Source organism: Collinsella sp. wc0529, assembly GCF_046116875.1.
In the GTDB taxonomy this organism is placed as follows: domain Bacteria; phylum Actinomycetota; class Coriobacteriia; order Coriobacteriales; family Coriobacteriaceae; genus Collinsella.
In genome coordinates, this window is sequence record NZ_JBJXBO010000001.1 from 281,351 (window position 1) to 302,906 (window position 21,556).

Below are 21,556 nucleotides of genomic sequence, written 5' to 3' on the forward strand. Positions count from 1 at the left end.
CCACGGACCGACCGCACGCCGCGGCCCGCCCCTCCGGGCCGCGGCGCCTCACGTAAGGAAATACACCATGGCTGAAGAAATCAAGGAAAAGCCGGCGAGGAAGAAATTCCAGATGCCGAACACCTATGTGATCCTGTTCGCCGTCATCGCCTTCATCGCCCTCCTGACCTGGTTCGTCCCCGGCGGAGCCTACGAGCTCTCCGAGGGCGGCGACGCCATCGCCGGCACCTACCACGTGGTCGAGAGCAACCCCCAGGGCCTCTGGGACATCTTCATGGCCCCCATCACCGGCATGCTCGGCGGTGGCACGGTCTCCGGCGCCATTTCGATCTCCCTCACCATCATGCTGTTCGGCAGCTTACTCGAGATGATGGATCGCACCTGCGCGCTCAAGACGGCCATCAAGCGCATCACTATCGCCAATCAGAACAACATGCATGCGCTGATCGCCATCCTCGTTATCCTGATGGCGTTCTTCGGTACGCGCGAAGGCGCCTATGAGGAAGGCATCGTCTACTTCCTGATGTTCGTGCCCGTCATCCTGGCCCTCGGCCTCGATACGGTCACCGCGATCATGATCGTCGTCCTCGGCACCCAGATCGGCTGCCTCTCGTCGATCATTAACCCGTTCTCCACGGGCATCGCATCGGGTATCGCCGGCATCTCCCCTGGCGAGGGCATGATTCCCCGCATCGCGATGTTCGTCATCTTCACCGGCCTCGTCATCCTCCTGATCTGCCGCTACGCCGACAAGATCAAGGCGCATCCCGAGAAGTCCGTCCAGTTCTTCCGGCGCGAGCAGGACCTCAAGGAGTTCCCCGCCGCCGACGACGAGGACCTCACCCTCACCGGTCGCCAGAAGGGCGCGCTCGCACTGTTCGTACTTACCTTCGTCTTTATGATCGTCGGTCTGACCCCCTGGACCTCCCTCAACCCCGAGTGGACGTTCTTCGAGGACTTCGTCGCATGGGTCGCCGCAACCCCGGGCCTGCGCAACGTCCTGGGCACCGACATCACCGCCTTCGGAAACTGGTATTTCCCCGAGCTCTCGATGATCACCCTGATCATGGTCATCCTCATCGGCGTAGTCATGCACTATGATGCCGACACTATCATCGATACGATTCTCAAGGGCGCCTCCGGCCTGGTCTCCACCGCCTTCGTCGTGCCGCTGGCACGCGGCATCCAGGTCGTCATGGACAACGGCCAGATCACCCCGTCCATCCTCAACATGTGCGAGAACGCGCTGGCCTCCCTGCCGCCCTTCGCCTTCGTCGTCGTCGCCCTGGTCTGCTACTTCCTCATCGCCTGCCTGATCCCCAGCTCCACCGGCCTCGCCGCCGCCACCATGGGCATCATGGGCACGCTGTCCACCTTCGCCGGCGTCGACGTCTACATCATGGTCATCATCTACCTCATGGCGCTCGGCCTGGCCAAGATGATCACCCCGTGCTCCATCGTCGTCATGACGTGCACGGCCGCGGCGCACATGAGCTACGGCGACTGGGTCAAGAAGATCGCCCCCATCGTCGCCGTCCTGTTCGCCGCCTGCTGCGCCTTCCTCTGCGTCCTCGTGATGCTCTAGGTCTAGGCGCTACTCCCCCGCGGGAATCCTCGCGCGGCGGGCAAGCCCCTCCGTTTTTCCCGCCGCGCGCATTCCACCTAAGGTATGTAGGTCTTAAAGAAAGGAACCTGCCATGTCTGAAGAGAAAATCTACGTCTCCAACGCCACCAATCCGCTCAAAAAGGTCATGATGTGCTCGCCGAAGTACTACACCTTCAACGGCATCAACGTCATCACCTCCGAATGGATGAAGAAGGGCGATACCGAACAGAACGACATCATGGTCAAGGAATGGCAGATGCTCGTTGACGCCTACAAGGATAACGGCATCGAGGTCGTCGAGGTCGAGGCCAACCCCAAGTACGAGGTCATGACCTTTGCCCGCGACTATGGTTGCATGATCAAGGAAGGCGCCGTCATGGGCCACTTCCGTCATCCGGTCCGCCAGATCGAGGCCCAGTCCTATGAGGCAAAGCTTAAGGAGATGGGTGTCCCCATCGTCGCCCGCGTTAACGCAGGTTGCATGGAGGGCGGCGACTTCTGGATGATCGATGAGCATACGCTCGCCTGGGGCATGGTCGATCGTACCGATGAACAGGGAGTCGCCAGCCTCCGCCATCAGCTCGAGAAGTTTGGCTATACCGTCGTCGGCGTTCCCTGCCCGCCCGACAACCTGCACCTTGACATGATCTTTAACATCGTCGCTCCCCAAGTTGCGCTCGCTTGCATTGACCAGCTGCCCTATAACTTCCTGCAGATGCTCAAGCGCCGCGGCTTCGAGCTCATCCCCGTCGCCAGTGAGGATATGTACAAGCACGGCTGCAACGTCCAGTGCATCGGCAACAACAAGGTCGTTGCCATCGAGAAGAACAAGCACATCAACGACAAGATGCGCGCTCTGGGCATCGAGGTCATCGACGTGCCGCTCGACCAGATCCTGCACGCCGGCGGCGGCCCGCACTGCCTGACCCAGCCGATCGAGCGTCCGTAGTCCGAACGTTTCGCCTGGACAGTATTTGTCCGAGCCTCTCATGGGGCGCCGCTCCGCTGGATTCCGGCGCTGCGGCGCCCCTTTTTACCCACAAGCCCCTCAAAGGGGAAAGGAAGCACCCATGAAGATCTTGATCAGCGATTATGCCGAGAGCATGATGCCCCAGCACGACCTCGAAACCGAGACCCTCAAATCTCATCTGGGTGAGGATATCGATGTTGAGGTTTACGCGTATACCGATGAGGCACGCGAGGAGTTCTACGAGCATCTTGCCGATGCCGACGCTCTGCTCACCGCCTTCATCAAGGTGGACAAGGAAGCGTTCGAGCACGCTCCCAACCTCAAGGTCATCGCCATCAACGCCACCGGCTATGACAACGTAGACATGGACGAGGCAACTGCGCGCGGCGTGGGCGTCTGCCCCGTCGGCGAATACTGCACCTGGGATGTCTCCGAAAGCGCCATCGCCTATATGTACGCGCTCAACAAGAACTTCAAGTTCTACATCGGTCAGATTGAGCAGGAGCACCGTTGGGATTACGCCGCGGCTCCCGAGGTGCCTCGTCTTGAAGACCAGACCCTCGGCATCTTTGGTTTTGGCAAAATCGGCAAGTGCACCGCCCGTAAAGCCAAGGGCCTTGTCAAGCGCATCATCTCCAACGACCCCTTTATCGACCAGAACCTTTTTGGGCAAAACGGTGTCGAGCAGGCCGAGATCGACGAGGTTTTGGCCGAGGCCGACATCATTATCAATCATATGAATCTTAACGAGACGAACTATCATTACTTTGACGCCGAGAAGTTCGCCAAGATGAAGAAAAAGCCCATCGTCATTAACCTGGGCCGTGGCCTCTGCATGGACGAACCCGCTCTTATCGAAGCTCTCGATTCTGGCCAGATTCGCGCGTTTGGCGCCGATGTTCTGTATGACGAGACGCCCGACCTGGCAAACCACCCGCTCGTTGGCCGCGACAACGTGATTATCACGCCGCACTCTGCGTTCTATTCGTCTTCGTCGCTACGCGACCTCATGATCTTCCCGTGCAACAACATCGGACACTTCCTCAAGGGCGAAAAGGACCAGCTCTTCAAGTTGGTTAACGACGTTCCTGTCGTAAACGTGTTGTAGGAGCTTAAACTGCTTCCAGAACACGTGGCTCAACGGGATGAAGGCCTATTCTTCATCCCGTTTTATTGCTCCCCCTATCGTCTAAGCGACGTGCAGTCGCCGCGAACCAAAACAGCAGGGGCCACCAGACCAACAGAAAAGGGATCACTAGGGACCAGTCCTTAAAAATACCCGCATCTATATGCGACAACGTATATCACATTGTACGTTTACCGATAGGTCGGCTCGTTTGCGGAATACATGCCACCATAGATGTCCTCACATACTCACCGGATGGTATTATTGATATGTGATGCACGCTTTATTAAACGCATTACTTCCCCGACTTGAAGGGTGCAGCTTTCAAGTCGACAACAGAGTCAAGACCTTATTGATTAACGAGAGCCCCGTCTCCCATGGCGGAGGCAGGGCTTTCCGTGAAGGAGCTTTGTATGTCGGATAAGGCTGCCGCATCTGGCAAAGAACGTAAGCCACGCCAGATGCCCTCATCTTTTACCATTCTCTTTGGCTGCCTGTTGCTCGTGGCCATCGCCTCGTGGGTCGTCTCGTCATTTAGCCCTGACGTGCAGGCCGCAACGCTTGGCAACTTTATGGCTTCTCCCTTCTTGGGCTTTGAGAGCGCCATGCAGGTCTGCGTGTTCATTCTTGTGCTTGGCGGTTTCCTGGGCGTAGTCCAAAAAACGGGCGCGCTCGACACCGGCATCGCCGTGCTCGTCCGTAAACTAGGCGGTAATGATCTATTGCTCGTTCCTGTTCTCATGCTCGCCTTTGGCATCTGCGGATCCACGTACGGCATGCTCGAGGAATCCGTCCCCTTCTACCTGCTCCTGGCATCGGTCACGTTTGCCATGGGTTGGGATCCGCTCGTTGGATGCATGGTAGTTCTCATGGGCTGCGGCCTTGGCGTTTTGGGATCGACGGTCAACCCGTTTTCGACCGGACTCGCGCTTGATGCTCTCAAGGCAGCCGGCATCCCCTATGACCAGGGACTCATGATCGGCATCGGTCTGGTTATGTTCGCCATCGCCGAGATTTCGGGCATCATTTTTGTCATGCGGTATGCCAAGCGCGTCCGCACCGACCGCGCCGCCTCATCGCTCACCCCCGAGGAATGGGAGACCGCCGAGCGTCTCTACGGCGACAAGGACGGCGATTCCGCCGAGGACGCGCACGTCGAGCTTTCCAAAATTCAAAAGCGCGTCCTTGTTCTCTTCGCCCTCACGTTTGTCGTCATGATCATCGGCTTTATTCCGTGGCAGACATTCGGAGTTGGCCTATTTGATATCGGCGCCAAGGGCGATGACCTCAGCACCGCATGGAGCGCACTTTTGACTGGCCTGCCACTTGGTCAGTGGTACTTTACCGAATGCGGCATCTGGTTCTTCACCATGACAATTATTATCGGCAAGGTTGCCGGTATGCAGGAGAAAGAACTCGTCGACACCATCCTGCACGGCTGCGCCGACCTTGTTTCTGTCGCGCTCGTCGTCGCCGTCGCCCGCGGCGTCTCCGTGCTCATGTCCATCACCGGACTCGATGTGTGGATCCTCACCAACGCCGCCAACGCGCTCGCCGGCGTATCCGCCACAGTCTTTGCCCCGCTCTCCTATGCGCTCTACTTTGCCCTGTCTTTCCTCATCCCCTCGAGTACGGGCATGGCAACCGTCTCGATGCCTATCATGGGACCGTTGGCGGCATCCTTAGGCTTTGCCCCCGAAGCCATGGTCGCAATCTACCTCGCCACACACGGCGTTGTAGCGATGATCACTCCCACATGCGGGTCCATCATGGCTGGCCTCGAGCTTGCCCAGGTAAGCTACGCGACCTACATCAAGACGGCCGCCAAATACATGGTCCTGCTTACCGTGATTACCGTTTCGTTTGTCACCGTGCTGATGCTCGTTTTGTAATCGGCGGGCGCACCACAAATCACATCTTTTGAAAGGGGCCCAAAGAGCCCCTTTCTCTTAGCTCGAGGAGGGCGTCGCTTTATAGCGCCAAACTCGCCCCCGTTCGTGCCGTTTACCGAGCTTTTGGCGCGCGCACGCATTTGTTGTACATCTTTTTTGTAGGATAGACGGGTTATACATGAGGCAAGGCGGTTTAAATGGCATATGGTTTTAACGACGGCGATCAACGGCGACAGAGCGTTCGCCTTGCCGGTCGCGCTACGCCGACGCCCGGAAGCTCGTCTTCTTCCACCGCCGCCAGCCCGCAGTATCCAAGCAGCTCGCAACGGCAGCCCCGCCCTACGCCTCGGCAAAACACCAGCGGTTCTGAGACTCGAGGGCAGGCTAGTACCGCTGCGACTCGCAGACGCGACGGTGCCGTCGCTTCGAGCAGATCCAACGCTAAAACCGAACGGCGCAGTCGCAGTACCGATCAACGCCAAAGCACGCGCTCTTTCACGGGCACGCGCCAGCGCCAGACCGATGTGCCGCAACTGCGTCGCAACGGTCGCCCCCAGCCCGGCATCTTTGTCCGCCGTTCTTTTTCGCGCCCGCAGAACGGACGCAGCGGCCTGAGCTCTCGCCCGGCATCTCGAGCCGGCTCCGGCGCTCCCGCTCTACCCTTCCGCCGCGCACGCATCGCGCTTTGCTCCATCGTCGCGTGCCTGCTCTTTTTATTTTTAGGCTCGTGTATCTCCCACGGATCAGCCGGTCTCGAGCCCACCGCCGAGGACAAGCTGCTCAAGGCCCCCGTCGCGCCCGGTTATTCTTTCGCCTTTTCGACCCCGCGCTCGCAATGGCAAGCCGGCACGATGCCCCATATCTATCAGATCGACCCTGCATGGTCGGAGCTGCCTTACGCCGGCGGTACCATCCGCCAAAATGCTTGCGGGCCTACGTGCCTCACCATGGTCTATATCTTTAAGACGGGACGCACCGATATGACTCCCGTCGATATGTGCGCGCTTTCCGAGGCAGGCAATTACGCCCCCACCGGTGCAACCGAATGGTCGTTTATGACGAGCGGTGCGTGGCAGTTGGGACTTAACGGAACGGAGCTTCATAACGATCGCGACTCGATGACTCAGGCGCTGCGTTCGGGAGCGCCCGTCATCGCCGCCGTTCGGCCGGGCACCTTTACCAACGTGGGCCACTACATTGTACTTTACGGTATTGACGACGCCGACCAGATTGAAGTCTTCGATCCCAACTCGGCCAGCCGCAGCGCCCGACGCTGGGGCGTCGTAGAGGTCCTCAACGAAGTCGAAGCCATGTGGGCCTACTACTAGTCATTGGGCACTCATTGGGGACAGACTTAAATGAGTGGTCGTCGGGGACAGTCTTACGGACGCCAGCCGAGAGCAAACGAAAAGGGCCATCCCGAACTGCTTGGAACTGCCAGCACGGAAAGCGCATCCTGCTTTGGGGCCCAATAGCGGGATGCGCTTTCCGTTAGCGGCCCGTTTGGGAAACTAGGGACCGCTTTTCGACAAAAATCCGGGATGCATTTTCCGATTGAGGGCCTCAAGGGAAACCGCACCCCATGTTGGACGCTCATTCTGGGATGTGCTTTCCGCAGTTGATCGATGCGGCCTTTAAGGACTGTCCCAAGCTGCCGGCAGGAAAGGAACGTCCCCAAGTGCCGGGTTTCCGCAGCCTGCAATGCTCCTCATGAACAGCCGCCTCAATAACAAAAGCCCCTGCGGCCGAAGCGGACCGCGGGGGCAACAGACCTGCAAGAGTTAACTCAAGTCCTCGCCATTTGATGCAATGACCTTTTGGTACCAGCAGAAGCTGTCCTTTCGGTAGCGATCGAACGTGCCTTTGCCCGTATCATCGGCATCAACATAAACAAAGCCATAGCGCTTCTTCATCTGCCCCGTCGAGGCCGACACCAAATCGATACAGCCCCACGGCGTGTATCCCATCAGGTCAACACCGTCCTCGACAATTGCATCGCGCAGCGCAAGAATATGCCTTCGCAGGTAATCAATATGATACGCATCGTGGACTTTGCCGTCTTCCAGCGCATCGAGTCCGCCCACACCGTTCTCGGCGATAAAGAGCGGAAGATGGTAACGATCGTGGTAGCCGGCAAGCGTCACGCGCAAACCCAGCGCATCGATCTGCCACTTCCAGGCAGTCTCTTTATCCTTGAGGTACGGATTGCGCAACGTCGGGAACACGTTGCCCTCCGCCTTCTCGGCGATCACCTGATCATCGGCGCACACCAAGCGCGAGCAATAGTACGAGAACGAGATGAAGTCGACCGTATGCTCTGCCAGATACTCCGTATCGCCCGGCTCAGAGGGCACGTGAACACCCTCTTTCTCGAGTGCACGCAGCTTCCAAGCAGGATAGGCGCCCGCAGCCATCACGTCTGTGTAGAAGTAGCGGCCGCGGTCCTCCTCATACGCAAGCCATACGTCCTCGGGCGCACAACGGTACGGATAGGTCGCACCGGCAGCGACCATGCAACCCACCTTGTTTGCGGGATCGATCTTGTGCAGAATCTCGACAGCGCGAGCGCTCGCCATAAACATATGGTGCGAGAACGCCGCGGTCACGGCTGCACGGTCACGCTCATCCTCGAGCGTGACACCCGCGTTGAGATAGGACAGCGCCACGCTGTTGATCTCGTTGAACGTAAGCCAATAACGCACGAGGCCCTGGTACGCGCGTCCGACGGTCTCGACGTAGTGCGCATACCGCTCGATCATCTCTCGGCTTTGCCAGCCACCATAGCGCTCGACCAGAGCCAACGGATAGTCGTAGTGCGACAGCGTCACAAGCGGCTCGATTCCATGCTCGCGCAGCGCCTCGAATACCTGACGGTAAAACTCCAAGCCCTCGCCGTTGGGCTCGGTCTCCATCCCTGTGGGAAAAATACGGCTCCAGCAAATTGAAAGACGCAGGCACTTAAAGCCCATCTCGGCAAAGAGCTCGACATCCTCGTGCCAATGATGGAAGAAGTCGTTGCCCCAGCGGCATGGATACAGCCTGTCCGGATCATCCACGGGCTTTTGCCTGCCAAACATTACATCCCAGCGGTCGGAACCCTGTGGGATCAGGTCGGAGTGCGACATGCCGCGGCCGCCCTCGTTCCAGCCCCCTTCGGCCTGGTTGGCGGCGAGGGCACCACCCCACAAAAAGCCCTCGGGCATACCGGCGGCAGACGTTCTGTCAAAGTAACTCATGCTACTCAGCATCCTCGGCAGAAGCTGCCGCGGCGTTCTTCTGCTCCTGAGCCAGGAGCTGGTTATCGTACACCTTAAAGAACGGGTACCAGACCACAGCCATGACCACGATCAAAACGATCGTAAACACCCAGATGCGCGGGTCGAGGCACTGGACAAAGCCCTGAACGAAGATGGGGAACGTGCCGCTCACCAAGATGTAGAAGTTAGAGACAAGACCCAGTGAGACCGCACCCCAATACAGCAGGGCCGAGATCATGCCGCCTAGCACAAACGGAATCATGAGGATCGGGTTGAAGATGATGGGCGCGCCGAAGATCGCGGGCTCGGAGATACGGAAGAAGCTCGGCACGATCGATGCCCTGCCAAATGCCTTGAGCTGCTGCGACTTTGCCCTAAACGCGCAGAGCGCCACAAAAGAGAACGTATTACCCGTGCCGCCGATGAGGTTGATGGCCAACGACATGAGCGCCGGGTGGAACTCAAGCGGCTGCCCGGCAGCATAGAGCGAGGCGTTGGCGGCAAAGGCGGCAAGCGTGACCGGGGCGGTGATGGGCATTACGATCATGTTGCCGTGGACGCCAAAGCACCAAAACAGCAGCGTCATGAAGCAGATAAGCAGTGCGCCGGGCACAGAGTCAACTGCGACGGAAAGCGGGGCAGCGAGCAGCTTCTCGATAACCGAGGGGATGGACAGCGCGGGATCGATCATCTGGATCAGCAGGTTGCCGCCAAAGAAGATGAGGATGTTGGCGAGCATAGGTACGATGGCGCCAAAGGTTTCGGACAAAAACGGCGGCACGCCATCGGGCATCTTGATGGTGATGCCCTTGGTCTGGCAGAAGCGCGTGACCTCGACGGAGACCAAGGCAACGATGATGGCGGTAAACAGGCCCTGCGCACCCAGATAGGTGCAGGGGACCGCCTGGAGCACGGACTCGTCAGCAAGCTGGTAGTAGGACGACGGCGCCGCGGCGATCAGGAACATCACCAGCGAGGTCATACCGGCGTTAAGCTTGGGCATCTTGTAGGTGCCCGCCAGGTTATAGGCGATTGCGAACGTCACGATCACCGACAGTATGCCCATCGTCATGTTGAAGGGAATGAGCAGCGTGAGCTTATTGGCCGTGGCAAAATCGAGCCAAGGGCCAAAGACGGACCAGAACCCGCCCTGCGCCACCAGGTCGGCCGTGACCGGCGGGTTGGCGAGGATCATAAAGACGGCAGATACCAAGATGAAGCTGATCGCGCTCATAAAGCCCTTTTGCATGGAGGCAAAGTGGCGCTCGGTTCCGCAGAAATTGGCGATAGGGGTCAGTTTTTCCTGAAGCAGGGTCATGAACTTCTCCATGGTTGCCTCCTAACCCAACAGCGACTGGGCGAGTGCCAGCACGTTGGCGGCGTTGCCCATGCCGTAGTCCTGTGCGGGGATGACCGCGGTCGGCTTACCGCTCCCCTGCTTGACGGTGTTGAGCTGGTAGGACACCTGCGGCCCCAAGAGCAGCACGTCATAATTGGCGCACGTCTCCTGATACTCGCCGATACCCACCGCATCGATATCGAGCTCGATGCCGTTTTGCTCCGCATATTTCTCGAGTTTCTTCATCAGAATGCTTGTAGACAGACCAGCTGCGCAAACAAGAAGGATCTTCATAAGGGATTCCCTTCGCATTGATTGGTTGGATAGTCACCGCACGCCGCTAGGCGTTCTTGGTTGCAGTGCGCTCATACAGGCAGATCAGCTCCTGCACGAGCTCCTGAGCAAGCATGGAGCACATGAGGTGGTCCTGAGCATGGACCAGCAACACATCCACCGACAGATGCTCGCCCGCTGCCTCAGTCGAAAGCAGCTGCGTTTGGATGTGGTGAGCCTTGATTCCCGCATCCTTTGACTGCTTCATGAGTTTGGCGGCGGCGTCAAAATCCCCCGCCTTTGCCTTTTCAAGGGCTTCGAAGGCAAGGCTGCGTGCCTCTCCCGCTGCAGCGACCAGCTGAAACGAAACCATCTCGGTTCCCTGATCGTCCATAACGGTCTCCTCTCCCGTGATGTTTGGTTTGTACTTGAATATTCGAAACGCCTATCTCCCGCCCGCAATCCTCGAGGTTTATTGCAGGTAGACTGACAGGGTCATCGACAAAAGAAGTCTTAAGCCGTATGCGCTTGCACAAGCGCCATCAGCTCATGCCAGGACCGGCGCTCGCGTAGGCGCTCGACCCCCTGGCGGTCCATAAAGATCTCGGCGAGCAGTGAGCTCAAGATCAGCGCCTCATCGCCGCCCGACCGGGCAAACGAGACCATAAAGACGATATCGACCTCATGGCCGTATTCGTCCCAAAGAATGGGATGTTCGAGCAGGCCCACGGTAACAAAGGCCTCGGCGCTCAAGGGATGCATCCCATGGGGCATGGCTACCCCATTGCCAAACGAGGTGGCGCTCGCGCTCTCGCGCTCGGCGACCTCTTGGGCAAACTGGGCATCGACACGGCCGCTCTCGACGGCGCGCTCGGAGAGATATCGGAGAACGGCCTGCTTCGACGACGCCTCAACGCGGTTGAAGAACAGGGCACGGCTAAAGAAAGAGCTCACGGAGTCCGATTGCGCAGTGTCGTCGCTCAGCACCTTGCGGATAGCGTTGACATCGCTCGTCTCCAAGAAGAAATCGGCCTCGCGGACGGGCACGGGCAACTTGACGTTGAGCGGCACCGTTGTGAACACGTAGTCGATATGCGAAAAATCGAACGTTCCCACGCGGGCGACATCGCATGTCTCAATCGAATCGATATACATGCCAAACTGCTTGCGGTACTGGTGCTCGAGCATACGGGCGCTTCCCGCTCCCGAGGCGCACACGATCAGGATGCGTTTGCGACGCGGCTGGTCGGCTTGCTGCTCGAGGGCCAGGGCAAATGCCATGGCGATGTAGCCGAGCTCTTCATCAGAGGGCTGGCTGCCAAAATGACGCTCGAGTACCTGCGAGGTGCCAGCTGCCATCGAATAGGCCAACGGAAACCTCGTCTTGATATCGGACAGCATGGGGTTATCCATATGCATGTGATATTCAAGGCGATAGCCCAGAGGGCCGATATGCCGAGCAAGGTTCATGCGAAGTTCAAGATCGCCGCTAAAGTCAAACCTAAACTCATCGTTGACCGCACGTACCATCTCGGAAGCAATCTCCCACATCTCGTCCGAGATAACGGCAGAGCCCTTCTCGGGCACGCCCGTGCCCCTGCCGAGCAAATGGATTGCGATAAAGGCAACCTCTTCTCGGGGCATGCTCACGCCCAGGGCATCCTTGATGTTTGCGGCAATCTGGAAAGCCGCGGCGTATTCGCGCGTTCCCTCCAGTTTTTGAACGTCCGATTCTGCAGCTGGGACATAGCAGCCCTGCTCGATGCGGCCAAGAGCAATGTAAAGATGCATGATGAGATTGCGGGATGCCAGCGAGCTCACCGTGACGGGCGAGGCCGTCAGAGCATCGTCCACACATGCGGCGATGGCCCGCAGGCGCTCGGCGAGCTTTGCATCGTCGGTGTCGGGCAACACGGGCCTCACCAGCGAGGCCAGGCACAGGCGCCGCTGCGACTCCCCGCCCGCAACGCGGATTCCGTAGCGTGGGCGCTTTTCGAGCGTTAAGTCAAATTGGGCGAGTTTCTGCTCTACCAGACGCATGTCATTGGACAGAGTTCGCGCCGAAACGTAGAGTAAATCCGCATACTCCTCAATCGTCACCCACTGGGACCGCATGAGGAGGTCGTTAAGAAGGAAGGACACACGGCCGTCGCGCGTATCAGGAATGCCCGGATGGGCCAGAGCCGCACCGTCTAGCAAGCGAGCAAGCTCATCTGCACGTGCAACATCGATACGATACTGCCCCTTGCTGCCAACGATGCGTGCAACCCCTGCAAGGTTGTCGTTTGCGCGATGGATATAGTTTCTCACGGCGCGCTCGCTTACCTCGAGACGCTTGGCAAGTACCGCGACAGCGACAGGCTGAGCGTCCTCGATCATATTTACAAGCTGCTTGACGCGAGCATCCATGTCCTCCTCCTTTCCCTGCGTCTAGTCTAACGCGGTAAAGAATGACACTCCACGTCGCGCTCGTTCCGCCAACTCGGAACAGGTTGCGGGGAGTCCAGCTGAGCTATGGAGAGCCTGGGGAGAGGGCCCGAAGGCAATGCGTCGGTGTGGGATGCGCCTTCCCAGCCATTGGGCAGTCATTGGGGACAGACTTAAATGAGTAGTCGTTGGGGACGTTCTTGTTTGGCTAGTCGTTTAAGAACGTCCCCAATGACTATTAAGGACTGTCCCAAGCTGCCGGCAGGAAAGGACCGTCCCCAAGTGCCGGGTTTGTCCCCAATGACTAGGTGAATAGCAAAAGCCCCGCAGTCGGAGCGGACCGCGGGGCTCATGAAGAGAGGCTAGTTTGTGGGCGCTTTGCCTGGCGCCCACGGGAGAGGCAACGGAGTAGGGGCTACTCGTGGATGCGGGTGCCGGAGAGGCCGGCCATGGTCTCGGCGGCCTTGTCCAGGGCGCCGATGATGCAGGTGCGGCCCTTGCGGGAGCGGGCGAACTTGATGGCGGCGCGGACCTTGGGCTCCATGGAACCCTTGCCGAACTGACCCTCGTCGGCCAGGCGCTCGGCCTCGTCGGCGGTGAGGTCCTCGAGCTCCTCCTGGTTGGGCTTGCCAAAGTTGATGGCGACGTGCTCGACGGCGGTCAGCAGGAACAGGACGTCGGCGTCGCAGTCCTCGGCCAGCAGCTCGCCGCCCAGGTCCTTGTCGATGACGGCGGGAACGCCCTTGTAGCAGCCCTTGTTCTCGTAGTCGCGGACGACGGGGATGCCGCCGCCACCGCAGGCGATGACGATGAACTCGTTGTCGAGCAGGTTGAGGATGGAGTCGGCCTCGACGATCTTCTTGGGATCGGGGGAGGCGACGACGCGACGCCAGCCGCGGCCGGAATCCTCGACGAAGACCTTGGAGGGATCCTCGGCCATGAACTCCTTGGCCTGCTCCTCGGTGTAGAAGGGGCCGATCGGCTTGGTCGGGTTCTTGAACGCGGGATCGTCGGGATCGCACTCGATCTGGGTGACGACGGTGGCGGCGTGCCAACGCTTGTAGCGCTTGTGCATCTCGCGGCCGATGCCCTGCTGCAGGTGATAGCCGATGTAGCCCTGGGACATGGCGCCGCACTCGGGCAGCGGCATCTCGGGGGTGCCGATGGCGTCGTGGGCGGCGGCGAAGGCGTTCTGGATCATGCCGACCTGCGGGCCGTTGCCGTGGGTGATGATGATCTCGTTGCCCTGCTCGATGAGGCCGAGGAGAGCGTGGGCGGTGTTGCTCACGGCCTCGATCTGCTCGACGGGGTTGTTGCCGAGGGCGTTGCCGCCGAGGGCGACGACAATACGATCGGGCTTGCCAAGAGGCTTAGACATTGCTGGAATCCTTTCTGTAAAAGGCCTACAACCCATTAATAACCCGCGTCCGTGCGATACGCGAGTTTATTAGGGTTTATATTCTCTTTATCGCTCATTTTATTCATTTTGAAAATACCTAAGCGGCGAACGGTCGATTTTACCCGCTCAGCGTAAAGAAGCCCAGTTCAGGTATATCTACGCCATTTACGTGCAACTTTATTTAAATAGAGCAGGGATTAGACCAGATTATGCAAACTATATCTTTGCTAAACACAAAACGGACAGCGCAATATCTTACTCGCACTATACGCGATTCTATACATTAATTTGACGAGTATGCATCCCTGCAAAAACATGGGGCTTTTCATCCAACATAAGGGATAGCCGATCGCGCTTCACCCCGCGGCAAGCGACTGCGAGTTCGCAGTATGGAACTTTACCGTCGGCTTCTGCATGAACGCTGCCGACGCCCTTTCGCTCCTGCGCGCCCAAGCAGCCGAGAACGCTAACGGCGCCACTGCCAACCTGGCCACCCTCAACAACGGCGCCGCCAGCCTTTTCGCAAAGTACCGTGCTGGCTCGCTGGCTTTGAGGCCTAAGCGAGCTTTGCTATTTGCCAATTTTTGTATGATTTGGGTCAAATCTATCTGCCAATTTTTGTATGATTAGGGTCAAATCTATTTGCCAATTTTTGTCATTGAGGGGTTTTAATGCTACGCCGTAAGGTCACTGACAGGCTTTTGAGCTGGAAGAACAAATCCAATAAAGCGTTGCTTGTTACTGGCGCGCGTCAGATTGGCAAGAGCTATGCAATTCGCGCGTTTGGAAAGAGCAACTACGCTTCGTATTATGAGGTCAATCTGCTACTCGATGCCGAGGCAAGAGACGTACTTGTTGGCGCTAAGAACTCCATTGACTTCATCAACCGTGTGGCCCTTCTTGCGGATGCACCGCTTGTTGAAGGAGACACGCTTATCTTCGTCGATGAGATTCAGGAGTATCCGCAGATCGTTACACTTATGAAGGCGCTGGTCGAGGACGGACGCTTTAGCTATGTCTTCTCGGGGTCTATGCTTGGGACTGAGTTTAAGGGGATCTCTTCTTTTCCGGTGGGGTATGTCGAGCACATTGTTATGCGACCGATGGATTTTGAAGAGTTCTGTTGGGCAAACAGCATCAGCGAGAATGTGCTTGCAGACATTCGCAGCTGCCTTGTCGAGAGACGTCCCGTCGAAAACTATATTCATGAGGCGATGCTCAAAAACTTTAGAGCCTATATCGTTTGCGGCGGCATGCCAGAGGTCGTTCAGAACTATATCGATTCGGGCTATTCGCTCGTGAGAACGCGTGAGCTTCAAATTCAGCTAGTCGATCAGTACAAAAGCGATATCTCTAAATATGCATCGACTCGAGCGTTTAACGTTCGCTCCATTTTCGAGCAAATTCCCGTTCAGCTTGAGGCGGAGTCCCATCGCTTTATCGTCTCGTCTCTAGGCGAGGGAGCTCGTCTTCAAAAATACGAGCAGGATTTCCTATGGCTGGTGAACGCAGGCGTTGGATTGATGGTCCCCCAGGTGACGGAGGCCCGAAGTCCTCTTAAGAGGACAGAGAAGGCAGCCGCCTTCAAACTATACGAGTCCGATACAGGAATGCTCGCATCGCGATATCCCGGTAGCACGGCACGCGCTGTATATCTAGATATGAAAACCCCCAACCTCGGCGGTCTCTATGAAAACGTGGTCGCGCAGGAGCTTGTTGCCCTCGGAGCAGATACGTGGTACTACCAAACACGTGAGGTCGGTGAAGTCGACTTTGTAATCGAAGGCGCCCGAGGACATGTTGTCCCAATCGAAGTCAAATCGGGCAAGAAAGTTCGAGCACATGCGGCCCTCGATCGCCTGATGAGTGTGGGCGAGTACAAGATTCCCGAGGCCGTTGTGCTGAGCCACGAAAACCTTAGCGAAGAGGGCAAGATCCTGTACGTTCCAATCTATATGACATTCTGCCTCGATGAGTTTATGGAAAAGGACGACCCCAACAACGATTTCTCATTTGCACCCATATCTCTCTAGATCATCTGAACCAACAACCAAGCCCCCTCCATAACCAAAGTAACGCGTGGTTTCGCGGCCGCGCCGCGAAACAGCGACGGGGACAAAAGGCCCCCACAACCACGTCCCTCATGCAGCCCCACAATCCGAGGACGTAGTCGTAGCAGGATCTGAGGGCTGACCTTCGCGGACACTCCGCAGGACGAAAGAACCCCCGCCGCACGTAGTGCGCAGCGGGGGTTCTTTCATGTCCGAGGACGTCCGCGAAGGTCAGCCCTCAGATCCTGCGGTGGGAGACCTAGGCCTCGTTGTACACCGTCTTGAGCTTCAGCAGGTGAGCGTAGCGGTCCATAGCGGCCTGCTCGTTCTCCTTGAAGAGCTCCTCGGCGCGCTCGGGGAAGGAACGCGTCAGCGAAGCGTAACGGGCCTCGTTCATCAGGAACTCCTGATAACCGCCCGCGGGCTCCTTGGAATCGAGCGAGAACTTCTTGCCGGCAGCAGCCTCGGGGTTGAAGCGGAAGAGGTTCCAGTAACCGCACTCGACAGCCTTCTTCATCTCGGCCTGGCAGTTCTGCATGCCGCCCTTCTTGATGGAGTGCATCTCGCAGGGGCTGTAGCCGATGATGAGGGACGGGCCGTCGTAGGCCTCGGCCTCGTGAATAGCCTTGAGGGTCTGAGCCGGGTTGGCGCCCATGGCGACCTGTGCCACGTAGACGTAACCGTAGCTCATGGCAATCTCGGCCAGGGACTTCTTCTTGGTCACCTTACCGGCAGCGGCGAACTGAGCGACCTGGCCCAGGTTCGAGGCCTTGGAGGCCTGACCACCGGTGTTGGAGTAAACCTCGGTGTCGAAGACGAAGACGTTGACGTTGTGGCCGGAAGCCAGGACGTGATCCAGGCCACCGAAGCCGATGTCGTAGGCCCAACCGTCGCCGCCGAAGATCCAGAAGGACTTCTTGGTGAGGTAAGCCTTGTCGGCGAGAATCGCCTTGGAAGCGTCGCAGCCGCACTTCTCGAGCTCGGCAACGTAGGCAGCGGCAGCGGTCTTGGAGGCCTCGGCGTCGTTGACGGAGTCGATCCAAGCCTGGCCGGCAGCCTTGAGCTCATCGGACGGACCATCGGCAGCGATGATGTCCTGGGTAGCGGCGATCAGCTTCTTCTGGACGGCCTCGTAACCGACGGCCATGCCCAGACCGTGCTCGGCATTGTCCTCGAACAGGGAGTTGTTCCACGCCGGGCCGTGACCGTCCTTGTCCTTGCAGTAAGGAGCGGTGGCAGCGGGGTTGCCCCAAATGGAGGAGCAGCCGGTGGCGTTGGAGATGAACATGCGGTCGCCGGCGACCTGGGTCACCAGACGTGCATAGGCGGTCTCGGCGCAGCCGGCGCAGGAGCCGGAGAACTCCAGGTAGGGCTGCTTAAACTGGCTGCCCTTGACGTTGGCCGCGATGAGCTCCTTCTTCTCGGAGACGTTCTCGACCATGTAGTCCCAAACGGGCTGCTGGTCCATCTCCTGCTCGGTGGGAACCATCTCGAGGGCGCCCTTGGGGCAGACCTTGACGCAGTTGGTGCAGCCCATGCAGTCGAGCGGGGACACGGCCATGGTGAACTTCATGCCCTTGGCCTTGGGGCCCATGGCGTCGAGCGTGCGGGTAGCCTCGGGCGCGGCGGCAGCCTCGTCCTCGGTCATCGCGAACGGACGGATGGTGGCATGCGGGCACACATAGGCGCACTGGTTGCACTGGATGCACTTGGTCTCGTCCCAGTGGGGAACGACCACGGCGACGCCGCGCTTCTCGTATGCGGAGGCGCCCAGCTCAAACTGGCCGTCGGCGCAACCGACGAAGGCGGAAACGGGCAGGCTGTCGCCATCCATGCGATCGATGGGCTCGAGCAGGTTCTTGACCTGCTGGGCGATGGCGGACTTGGTCTCCTCGGAGAGCTCGACGGGAGCGGCATCCTCGGCGGTTGCCCAGTCGGCCGGAACCTCGAACTTACGGAAGGCGGTAGCGCCGGCATCGATGGCCTTATGGTTGGCGTCGACGATGGCCTGACCCTTCTTCATGTAGGACTTGGTGGCCGCGTCCTTCATGTACTGCAGGGCGTCCTCGGCGGGCAGGACCTTGGCCAGCGCGAAGAAGGCGGACTGGAGCACCGTGTTGGTGCGCTTGCCCATGCCGACCTTGGCAGCCAGGTCGATAGCGTCGATCAGGTAGACGTTGACGTTGTTGTTCGCGATGTAGCGCTTGGCCACGGCGGGCATGTGCTCGGCGAACTCCTCGTCGCTCCACTGACAGTTGACCAGGAAGGTGCCACCCGGCTTGACGTCGCGGACCATCTTGAAGCCCTTGACGATGTAGCTGGGGTTATGGCAAGCGACAAAGTCGGCCTTGGTCACGTAGTACGGCGAACGGATCGGAGAATCACCAAAGCGCAGGTGCGAAACGGTGACGCCGCCGGTCTTCTTGGAGTCGTACTGGAAGTAGGCCTGGACGTACTTGTCGGTGTGGTCGCCGATGATCTTGATCGAGTTCTTGTTGGCGCCGACGGTACCGTCGCCACCCAGACCCCAGAACTTGCACTCGATGGTGCCGGGGGCTGCGGTGTTGGGCGCATCCTCGGCCTCGGGCAGGCTCAGGTTGGTCACGTCATCGACGATGCCGATGGTGAACTCGCGCTTGGGCTCGTCCTTCTTGAGCTCCTCGAAGACAGCGAACGCGGACGCGGGAGGCGTGTCCTTGCTGCCCAGGCCGTAACGGCCGCCGACGACCTTGATGCCCGTCTTGCCGGCCTCGTAGAGAGCGGAGACAACGTCCTGGTAGAGCGGCTCGCCGATGGAACCCGGCTCCTTGGTGCGGTCCATAACGGCAATCTTCTTGACGGTCTCGGGGAGAACGTCGACAAAGTGCTTGATGGAGAACGGACGGAACAGGCGAACCTTGACCAGGCCGACCTTCTCGCCGTGAGCGTTGAGGTAGTCGATGACTTCCTCGAGCACGTCGCAGAAGGAGCCCATGCACACGACGACGCGATCAGCATCGGGAGCGCCGTAGTAGTTGAACAGGCCGTAATCGGTGCCGAGCTTCTCGTTGATCTTCTTCATGTAGCCCTCGACGACGGCGGGAAGCTCGTCGTAGACCTTGTTGCAGGCCTCGCGGTTCTGGAAGAAGATGTCGCCGTTCTCGTGGCTACCGCGGGTATGCGGGTGCTCAGGGTTGAGCGCGTGATCGCGGAAAGCCTGGACAGCGTCCATGTCGCACATCTCGGCCAGATCCTTGTAGTCCCACATGGCGACCTTCTGGATCTCGTGGCTGGTGCGGAAACCGTCGAAGAAGTTAAGGAACGGGGTCTTACCCTCGATGGCGGCAAGGTGAGCCACCGGCGAGAGGTCCATGACCTCCTGGACGTTGCCCTCGGCGAGCATGGCGAAACCGGTCTGGCGACAGGCCATGACGTCGGAGTGATCGCCAAAGATGTTCAGGGCGTGCGAAGCGACGCAACGCGCGGAGACGTGGAAAACGCCCGGGAGCTGCTCGCCTGCGATCTTGTACATGTTCGGGATCATCAGGAGCAGGCCCTGAGAAGCCGTGTAGGTGGTGGTCAGAGCACCGGCGCCCAGCGAACCGTGAACGGTACCGGCTGCACCTGCCTCGGACTCCATCTCGACGACCTTGACCGGGGTGCCGAAGATGTTCTTGCGACCCTGGGCCGCCCACTGGTCGACATGGTCGGCCATCGGGCTGGACGGCGTAATGGGATAAATTCCCGCTACCTCGGTGTACGCATACGAAACATATGCGGCCGCCTCGTTGCCGTCCATAGACTTAAACTTACGCGCCATATACCCCTCTCCTCTCATATAGGTATACAGGCCCCGGCGATCGCCGGGATATTGGCGTGATGGGATTTTCGTTGTTGCTTCCAATCATCTGGCAGGCGGACTCAGCAGCAGGTACATGGCGTGGAGAGAAGGCATGCCAAGGCGAGGAGGGCTGCACGCGCTCCACAGGCCCAGCTACCCGTCTTGCACATGACCGAGCGCCGCAAAGGCCGCATGCCGGATGCTCCCGGGCACGCCCCGGCGATGGGAAGCGCCCGCAACGGAAATCCGCATGCGGGCTTATTGTACCCCGCCGTCAAGCCATATTTCGGCAAATATAGGTGGCCGGTAAAGGTTTACCTCGGGTGACTATTGTGCGCCCGGCACCGACGGACACAGTCCCCTGGAACCCCACAGTAGTTGCGGTGAAATAGGGACTGTTTTTGCTGTTAACGGCCTTAATCAGTCCCTATTTCACCGCAACTCATTGGGGGGGATGAGCTAGAGGGCGCCGAGGAGGATGGCGTAGGTGGTGGATTCGCCGAGTTTGAGCTCGTCGCCGGGGTTGAGCTGGGCGGAGCGGCCAGGCTCTACTTGAACACACACACTCGTGGCCCCGTTTACCACAACGGTGCCGTTCGTGGACGACAGGTCCTCGACAAACCATGTGCCAGAATCGTCGCACCAGATATGGGCATGGCGGGCCGAGACGTCGTCACCGACATCGGTGATGTCGCCCTCCCCCGTTGCCAGTGCGCCGATCTCGACGCCTTCCTCACTCGGCTGAATCCAGCGCGGGGCGCTCACCACGTAGCCGTTTTGCACGCGCAGCAGTCCCAGCGGATGCGCCGGCGCGACCTCGCGCTCGCCCGCGACCGAAGATGTGCTCAGCGAGCGCGGCGTCGACGTGGCGCCGCCACAGGTCGCATGAGCGTAGTCGATGGCATAGGTCACCGACGAGCGGACATCTGCCGAGCAACCCACGGCGACAAACAGCACCAGGATGGCCTCGGCACGTTCGGCGGGCATGAGCTCAGCCGCCTGTGACAGGCGCTCGAGCGCATTGCGATAGAGATTCGTGTCCTGATGGCATTCCTCGAGTGCCCGCACCATGGGCTCGCCAGCGGGGCCGCACACCATATTGGTCACGGCCGCGGCGTCCATGGGATTGCGACGGCGCAGGGCCAGCTGCGACATAATGCGCGCGGTCGAGGTGCCGTAATCGGCAAAATAACGTTCCTGCAGCGTGCCGACCGGCGCGCGCACGATAAAGCGCGAAACCCAGGAGCGATCGGCGGCACGGCTCTGCGGACTACGGCCGTCGGCGAGCGGGCGGCTCGAGAGCACCAGGCCGCACAGTTCGATATGGCTCAGGTGCGCTGCGCGCTTAAAGATGTCAAACATTGCCCCGCACGGGGTGAGCTCAGCTTAAGAAGCC

At 59.1% G+C, this 21,556-nt stretch carries 15 protein-coding genes; 7 read left to right on the forward strand and 8 right to left on the reverse strand.

Annotated elements, in window-relative coordinates:
* Nucleotides 1–67 precede the first annotated feature (67 nt).
* The 5 genes from ACKUTP_RS01190 (at nt 68) to ACKUTP_RS01210 (ending at nt 6,922) form a co-directional block, all read left to right on the forward strand.
* The gene (locus ACKUTP_RS01190; protein WP_409063359.1) at nt 68–1,585 is read left to right on the forward strand and encodes a YfcC family protein; all 1,518 of its coding nucleotides are present in this window, start codon (nt 68–70) and stop codon (nt 1,583–1,585) included.
* A 112-nt stretch (nt 1,586–1,697) separates the two neighbouring features.
* On the forward strand, nt 1,698–2,555 hold the full coding sequence (locus ACKUTP_RS01195; RefSeq protein ID WP_118098110.1) for a dimethylarginine dimethylaminohydrolase family protein: 858 nt from the start codon (nt 1,698–1,700) through the stop codon (nt 2,553–2,555).
* Between the two features lie 121 nt (nt 2,556–2,676).
* Entirely contained in the window at nt 2,677–3,684 is a 1,008-nt protein-coding gene (locus ACKUTP_RS01200; protein ID WP_161160079.1) for an NAD(P)-dependent oxidoreductase, read from the forward strand.
* A gap of 431 nt (nt 3,685–4,115) precedes the next feature.
* The gene (locus ACKUTP_RS01205) at nt 4,116–5,594 is read left to right on the forward strand and encodes a YfcC family protein (protein WP_409063360.1); all 1,479 of its coding nucleotides are present in this window, start codon (nt 4,116–4,118) and stop codon (nt 5,592–5,594) included.
* A 524-nt stretch (nt 5,595–6,118) separates the two neighbouring features.
* Nucleotides 6,119–6,922: a C39 family peptidase gene (locus ACKUTP_RS01210; RefSeq protein ID WP_226812386.1), complete on the forward strand. Its 804-nt coding sequence runs from the start codon at nt 6,119–6,121 to the stop codon at nt 6,920–6,922.
* A 453-nt stretch (nt 6,923–7,375) separates the two neighbouring features.
* On the opposite strand, the gene ACKUTP_RS01215 is transcribed toward ACKUTP_RS01210, so the two are convergent.
* From ACKUTP_RS01215 to arcC, 6 genes are all read right to left on the reverse strand, one after another.
* Entirely contained in the window at nt 7,376–8,830 is a 1,455-nt protein-coding gene (locus ACKUTP_RS01215) for a family 1 glycosylhydrolase (RefSeq protein WP_409063361.1), read from the reverse strand.
* 1 nt (nt 8,831) lies between these two features.
* Nucleotides 8,832–10,181 carry a PTS sugar transporter subunit IIC gene (locus ACKUTP_RS01220; RefSeq protein WP_409063362.1) on the reverse strand — a complete coding sequence of 450 codons (1,350 nt, stop codon included), beginning with the start codon at nt 10,179–10,181 and terminating at the stop codon, nt 8,832–8,834.
* A 9-nt stretch (nt 10,182–10,190) separates the two neighbouring features.
* Nucleotides 10,191–10,484, reverse strand: a complete 294-nt coding sequence (locus ACKUTP_RS01225; RefSeq protein ID WP_117648560.1) for a PTS sugar transporter subunit IIB — start codon at nt 10,482–10,484, stop codon at nt 10,191–10,193.
* A gap of 46 nt (nt 10,485–10,530) precedes the next feature.
* A complete protein-coding gene (locus ACKUTP_RS01230) occupies nt 10,531–10,857 on the reverse strand; it encodes a PTS lactose/cellobiose transporter subunit IIA (protein WP_117757821.1) in 327 nt (108 codons plus the stop codon).
* Nucleotides 10,858–10,976: 119 nt separating this feature from the next.
* Complete coding sequence (locus tag ACKUTP_RS01235; RefSeq protein WP_409063363.1) at nt 10,977–12,872, reverse strand: BglG family transcription antiterminator; 1,896 nt, start codon at nt 12,870–12,872, stop codon at nt 10,977–10,979.
* Between the two features lie 433 nt (nt 12,873–13,305).
* Nucleotides 13,306–14,268: a carbamate kinase gene (arcC, locus tag ACKUTP_RS01240; RefSeq protein ID WP_006235166.1), complete on the reverse strand. Its 963-nt coding sequence runs from the start codon at nt 14,266–14,268 to the stop codon at nt 13,306–13,308.
* 435 nt (nt 14,269–14,703) lie between these two features.
* On the opposite strand from arcC, the gene ACKUTP_RS01245 reads away from it, so the two are divergent.
* Both ACKUTP_RS01245 and ACKUTP_RS01250 read left to right on the forward strand, forming a co-directional pair.
* Nucleotides 14,704–14,919, forward strand: a complete 216-nt coding sequence (locus tag ACKUTP_RS01245) for a hypothetical protein (RefSeq protein ID WP_161160075.1) — start codon at nt 14,704–14,706, stop codon at nt 14,917–14,919.
* Between the two features lie 41 nt (nt 14,920–14,960).
* Nucleotides 14,961–16,322, forward strand: coding sequence for an ATP-binding protein (locus ACKUTP_RS01250; RefSeq protein ID WP_161160074.1), 1,362 nt, complete (start codon nt 14,961–14,963; stop codon nt 16,320–16,322).
* Between the two features lie 277 nt (nt 16,323–16,599).
* Here ACKUTP_RS01250 and nifJ read toward each other — a convergent pair whose 3' ends face one another.
* A complete protein-coding gene (nifJ, locus tag ACKUTP_RS01255; RefSeq protein WP_409063364.1) occupies nt 16,600–20,139 on the reverse strand; it encodes a pyruvate:ferredoxin (flavodoxin) oxidoreductase in 3,540 nt (1,179 codons plus the stop codon).
* A gap of 480 nt (nt 20,140–20,619) precedes the next feature.
* A complete protein-coding gene (locus ACKUTP_RS01260) occupies nt 20,620–21,522 on the reverse strand; it encodes an FHA domain-containing protein (protein ID WP_409063365.1) in 903 nt (300 codons plus the stop codon).
* Between the last annotated feature and the right edge of the window lie 34 nt (nt 21,523–21,556).

Excerpts from the sequence above, each read along its gene's own strand:
- nifJ (WP_409063364.1), bottom strand. The coding sequence starts at position 20,139 with ATGGCGCGTAAGTTTAAGTCTATGGACGGCAACGAGGCGGCCGCATAT.
- ACKUTP_RS01235 (WP_409063363.1), bottom strand. The coding sequence starts at position 12,872 with ATGGATGCTCGCGTCAAGCAGCTTGTAAATATGATCGAGGACGCTCAG.
- ACKUTP_RS01190 (WP_409063359.1), top strand. The coding sequence starts at position 68 with ATGGCTGAAGAAATCAAGGAAAAGCCGGCGAGGAAGAAATTCCAGATG.
- ACKUTP_RS01225 (WP_117648560.1), bottom strand. The coding sequence starts at position 10,484 with ATGAAGATCCTTCTTGTTTGCGCAGCTGGTCTGTCTACAAGCATTCTG.
- ACKUTP_RS01215 (WP_409063361.1), bottom strand. The coding sequence starts at position 8,830 with ATGAGTTACTTTGACAGAACGTCTGCCGCCGGTATGCCCGAGGGCTTT.
- ACKUTP_RS01245 (WP_161160075.1), top strand. The coding sequence starts at position 14,704 with ATGAACGCTGCCGACGCCCTTTCGCTCCTGCGCGCCCAAGCAGCCGAG.
- ACKUTP_RS01195 (WP_118098110.1), top strand. The coding sequence starts at position 1,698 with ATGTCTGAAGAGAAAATCTACGTCTCCAACGCCACCAATCCGCTCAAA.
- ACKUTP_RS01230 (WP_117757821.1), bottom strand. The coding sequence starts at position 10,857 with ATGGACGATCAGGGAACCGAGATGGTTTCGTTTCAGCTGGTCGCTGCA.
- ACKUTP_RS01200 (WP_161160079.1), top strand. The coding sequence starts at position 2,677 with ATGAAGATCTTGATCAGCGATTATGCCGAGAGCATGATGCCCCAGCAC.
- arcC (WP_006235166.1), bottom strand. The coding sequence starts at position 14,268 with ATGTCTAAGCCTCTTGGCAAGCCCGATCGTATTGTCGTCGCCCTCGGC.
- ACKUTP_RS01250 (WP_161160074.1), top strand. The coding sequence starts at position 14,961 with ATGCTACGCCGTAAGGTCACTGACAGGCTTTTGAGCTGGAAGAACAAA.
- ACKUTP_RS01220 (WP_409063362.1), bottom strand. The coding sequence starts at position 10,181 with ATGGAGAAGTTCATGACCCTGCTTCAGGAAAAACTGACCCCTATCGCC.
- ACKUTP_RS01260 (WP_409063365.1), bottom strand. The coding sequence starts at position 21,522 with ATGTTTGACATCTTTAAGCGCGCAGCGCACCTGAGCCATATCGAACTG.
- ACKUTP_RS01205 (WP_409063360.1), top strand. The coding sequence starts at position 4,116 with ATGTCGGATAAGGCTGCCGCATCTGGCAAAGAACGTAAGCCACGCCAG.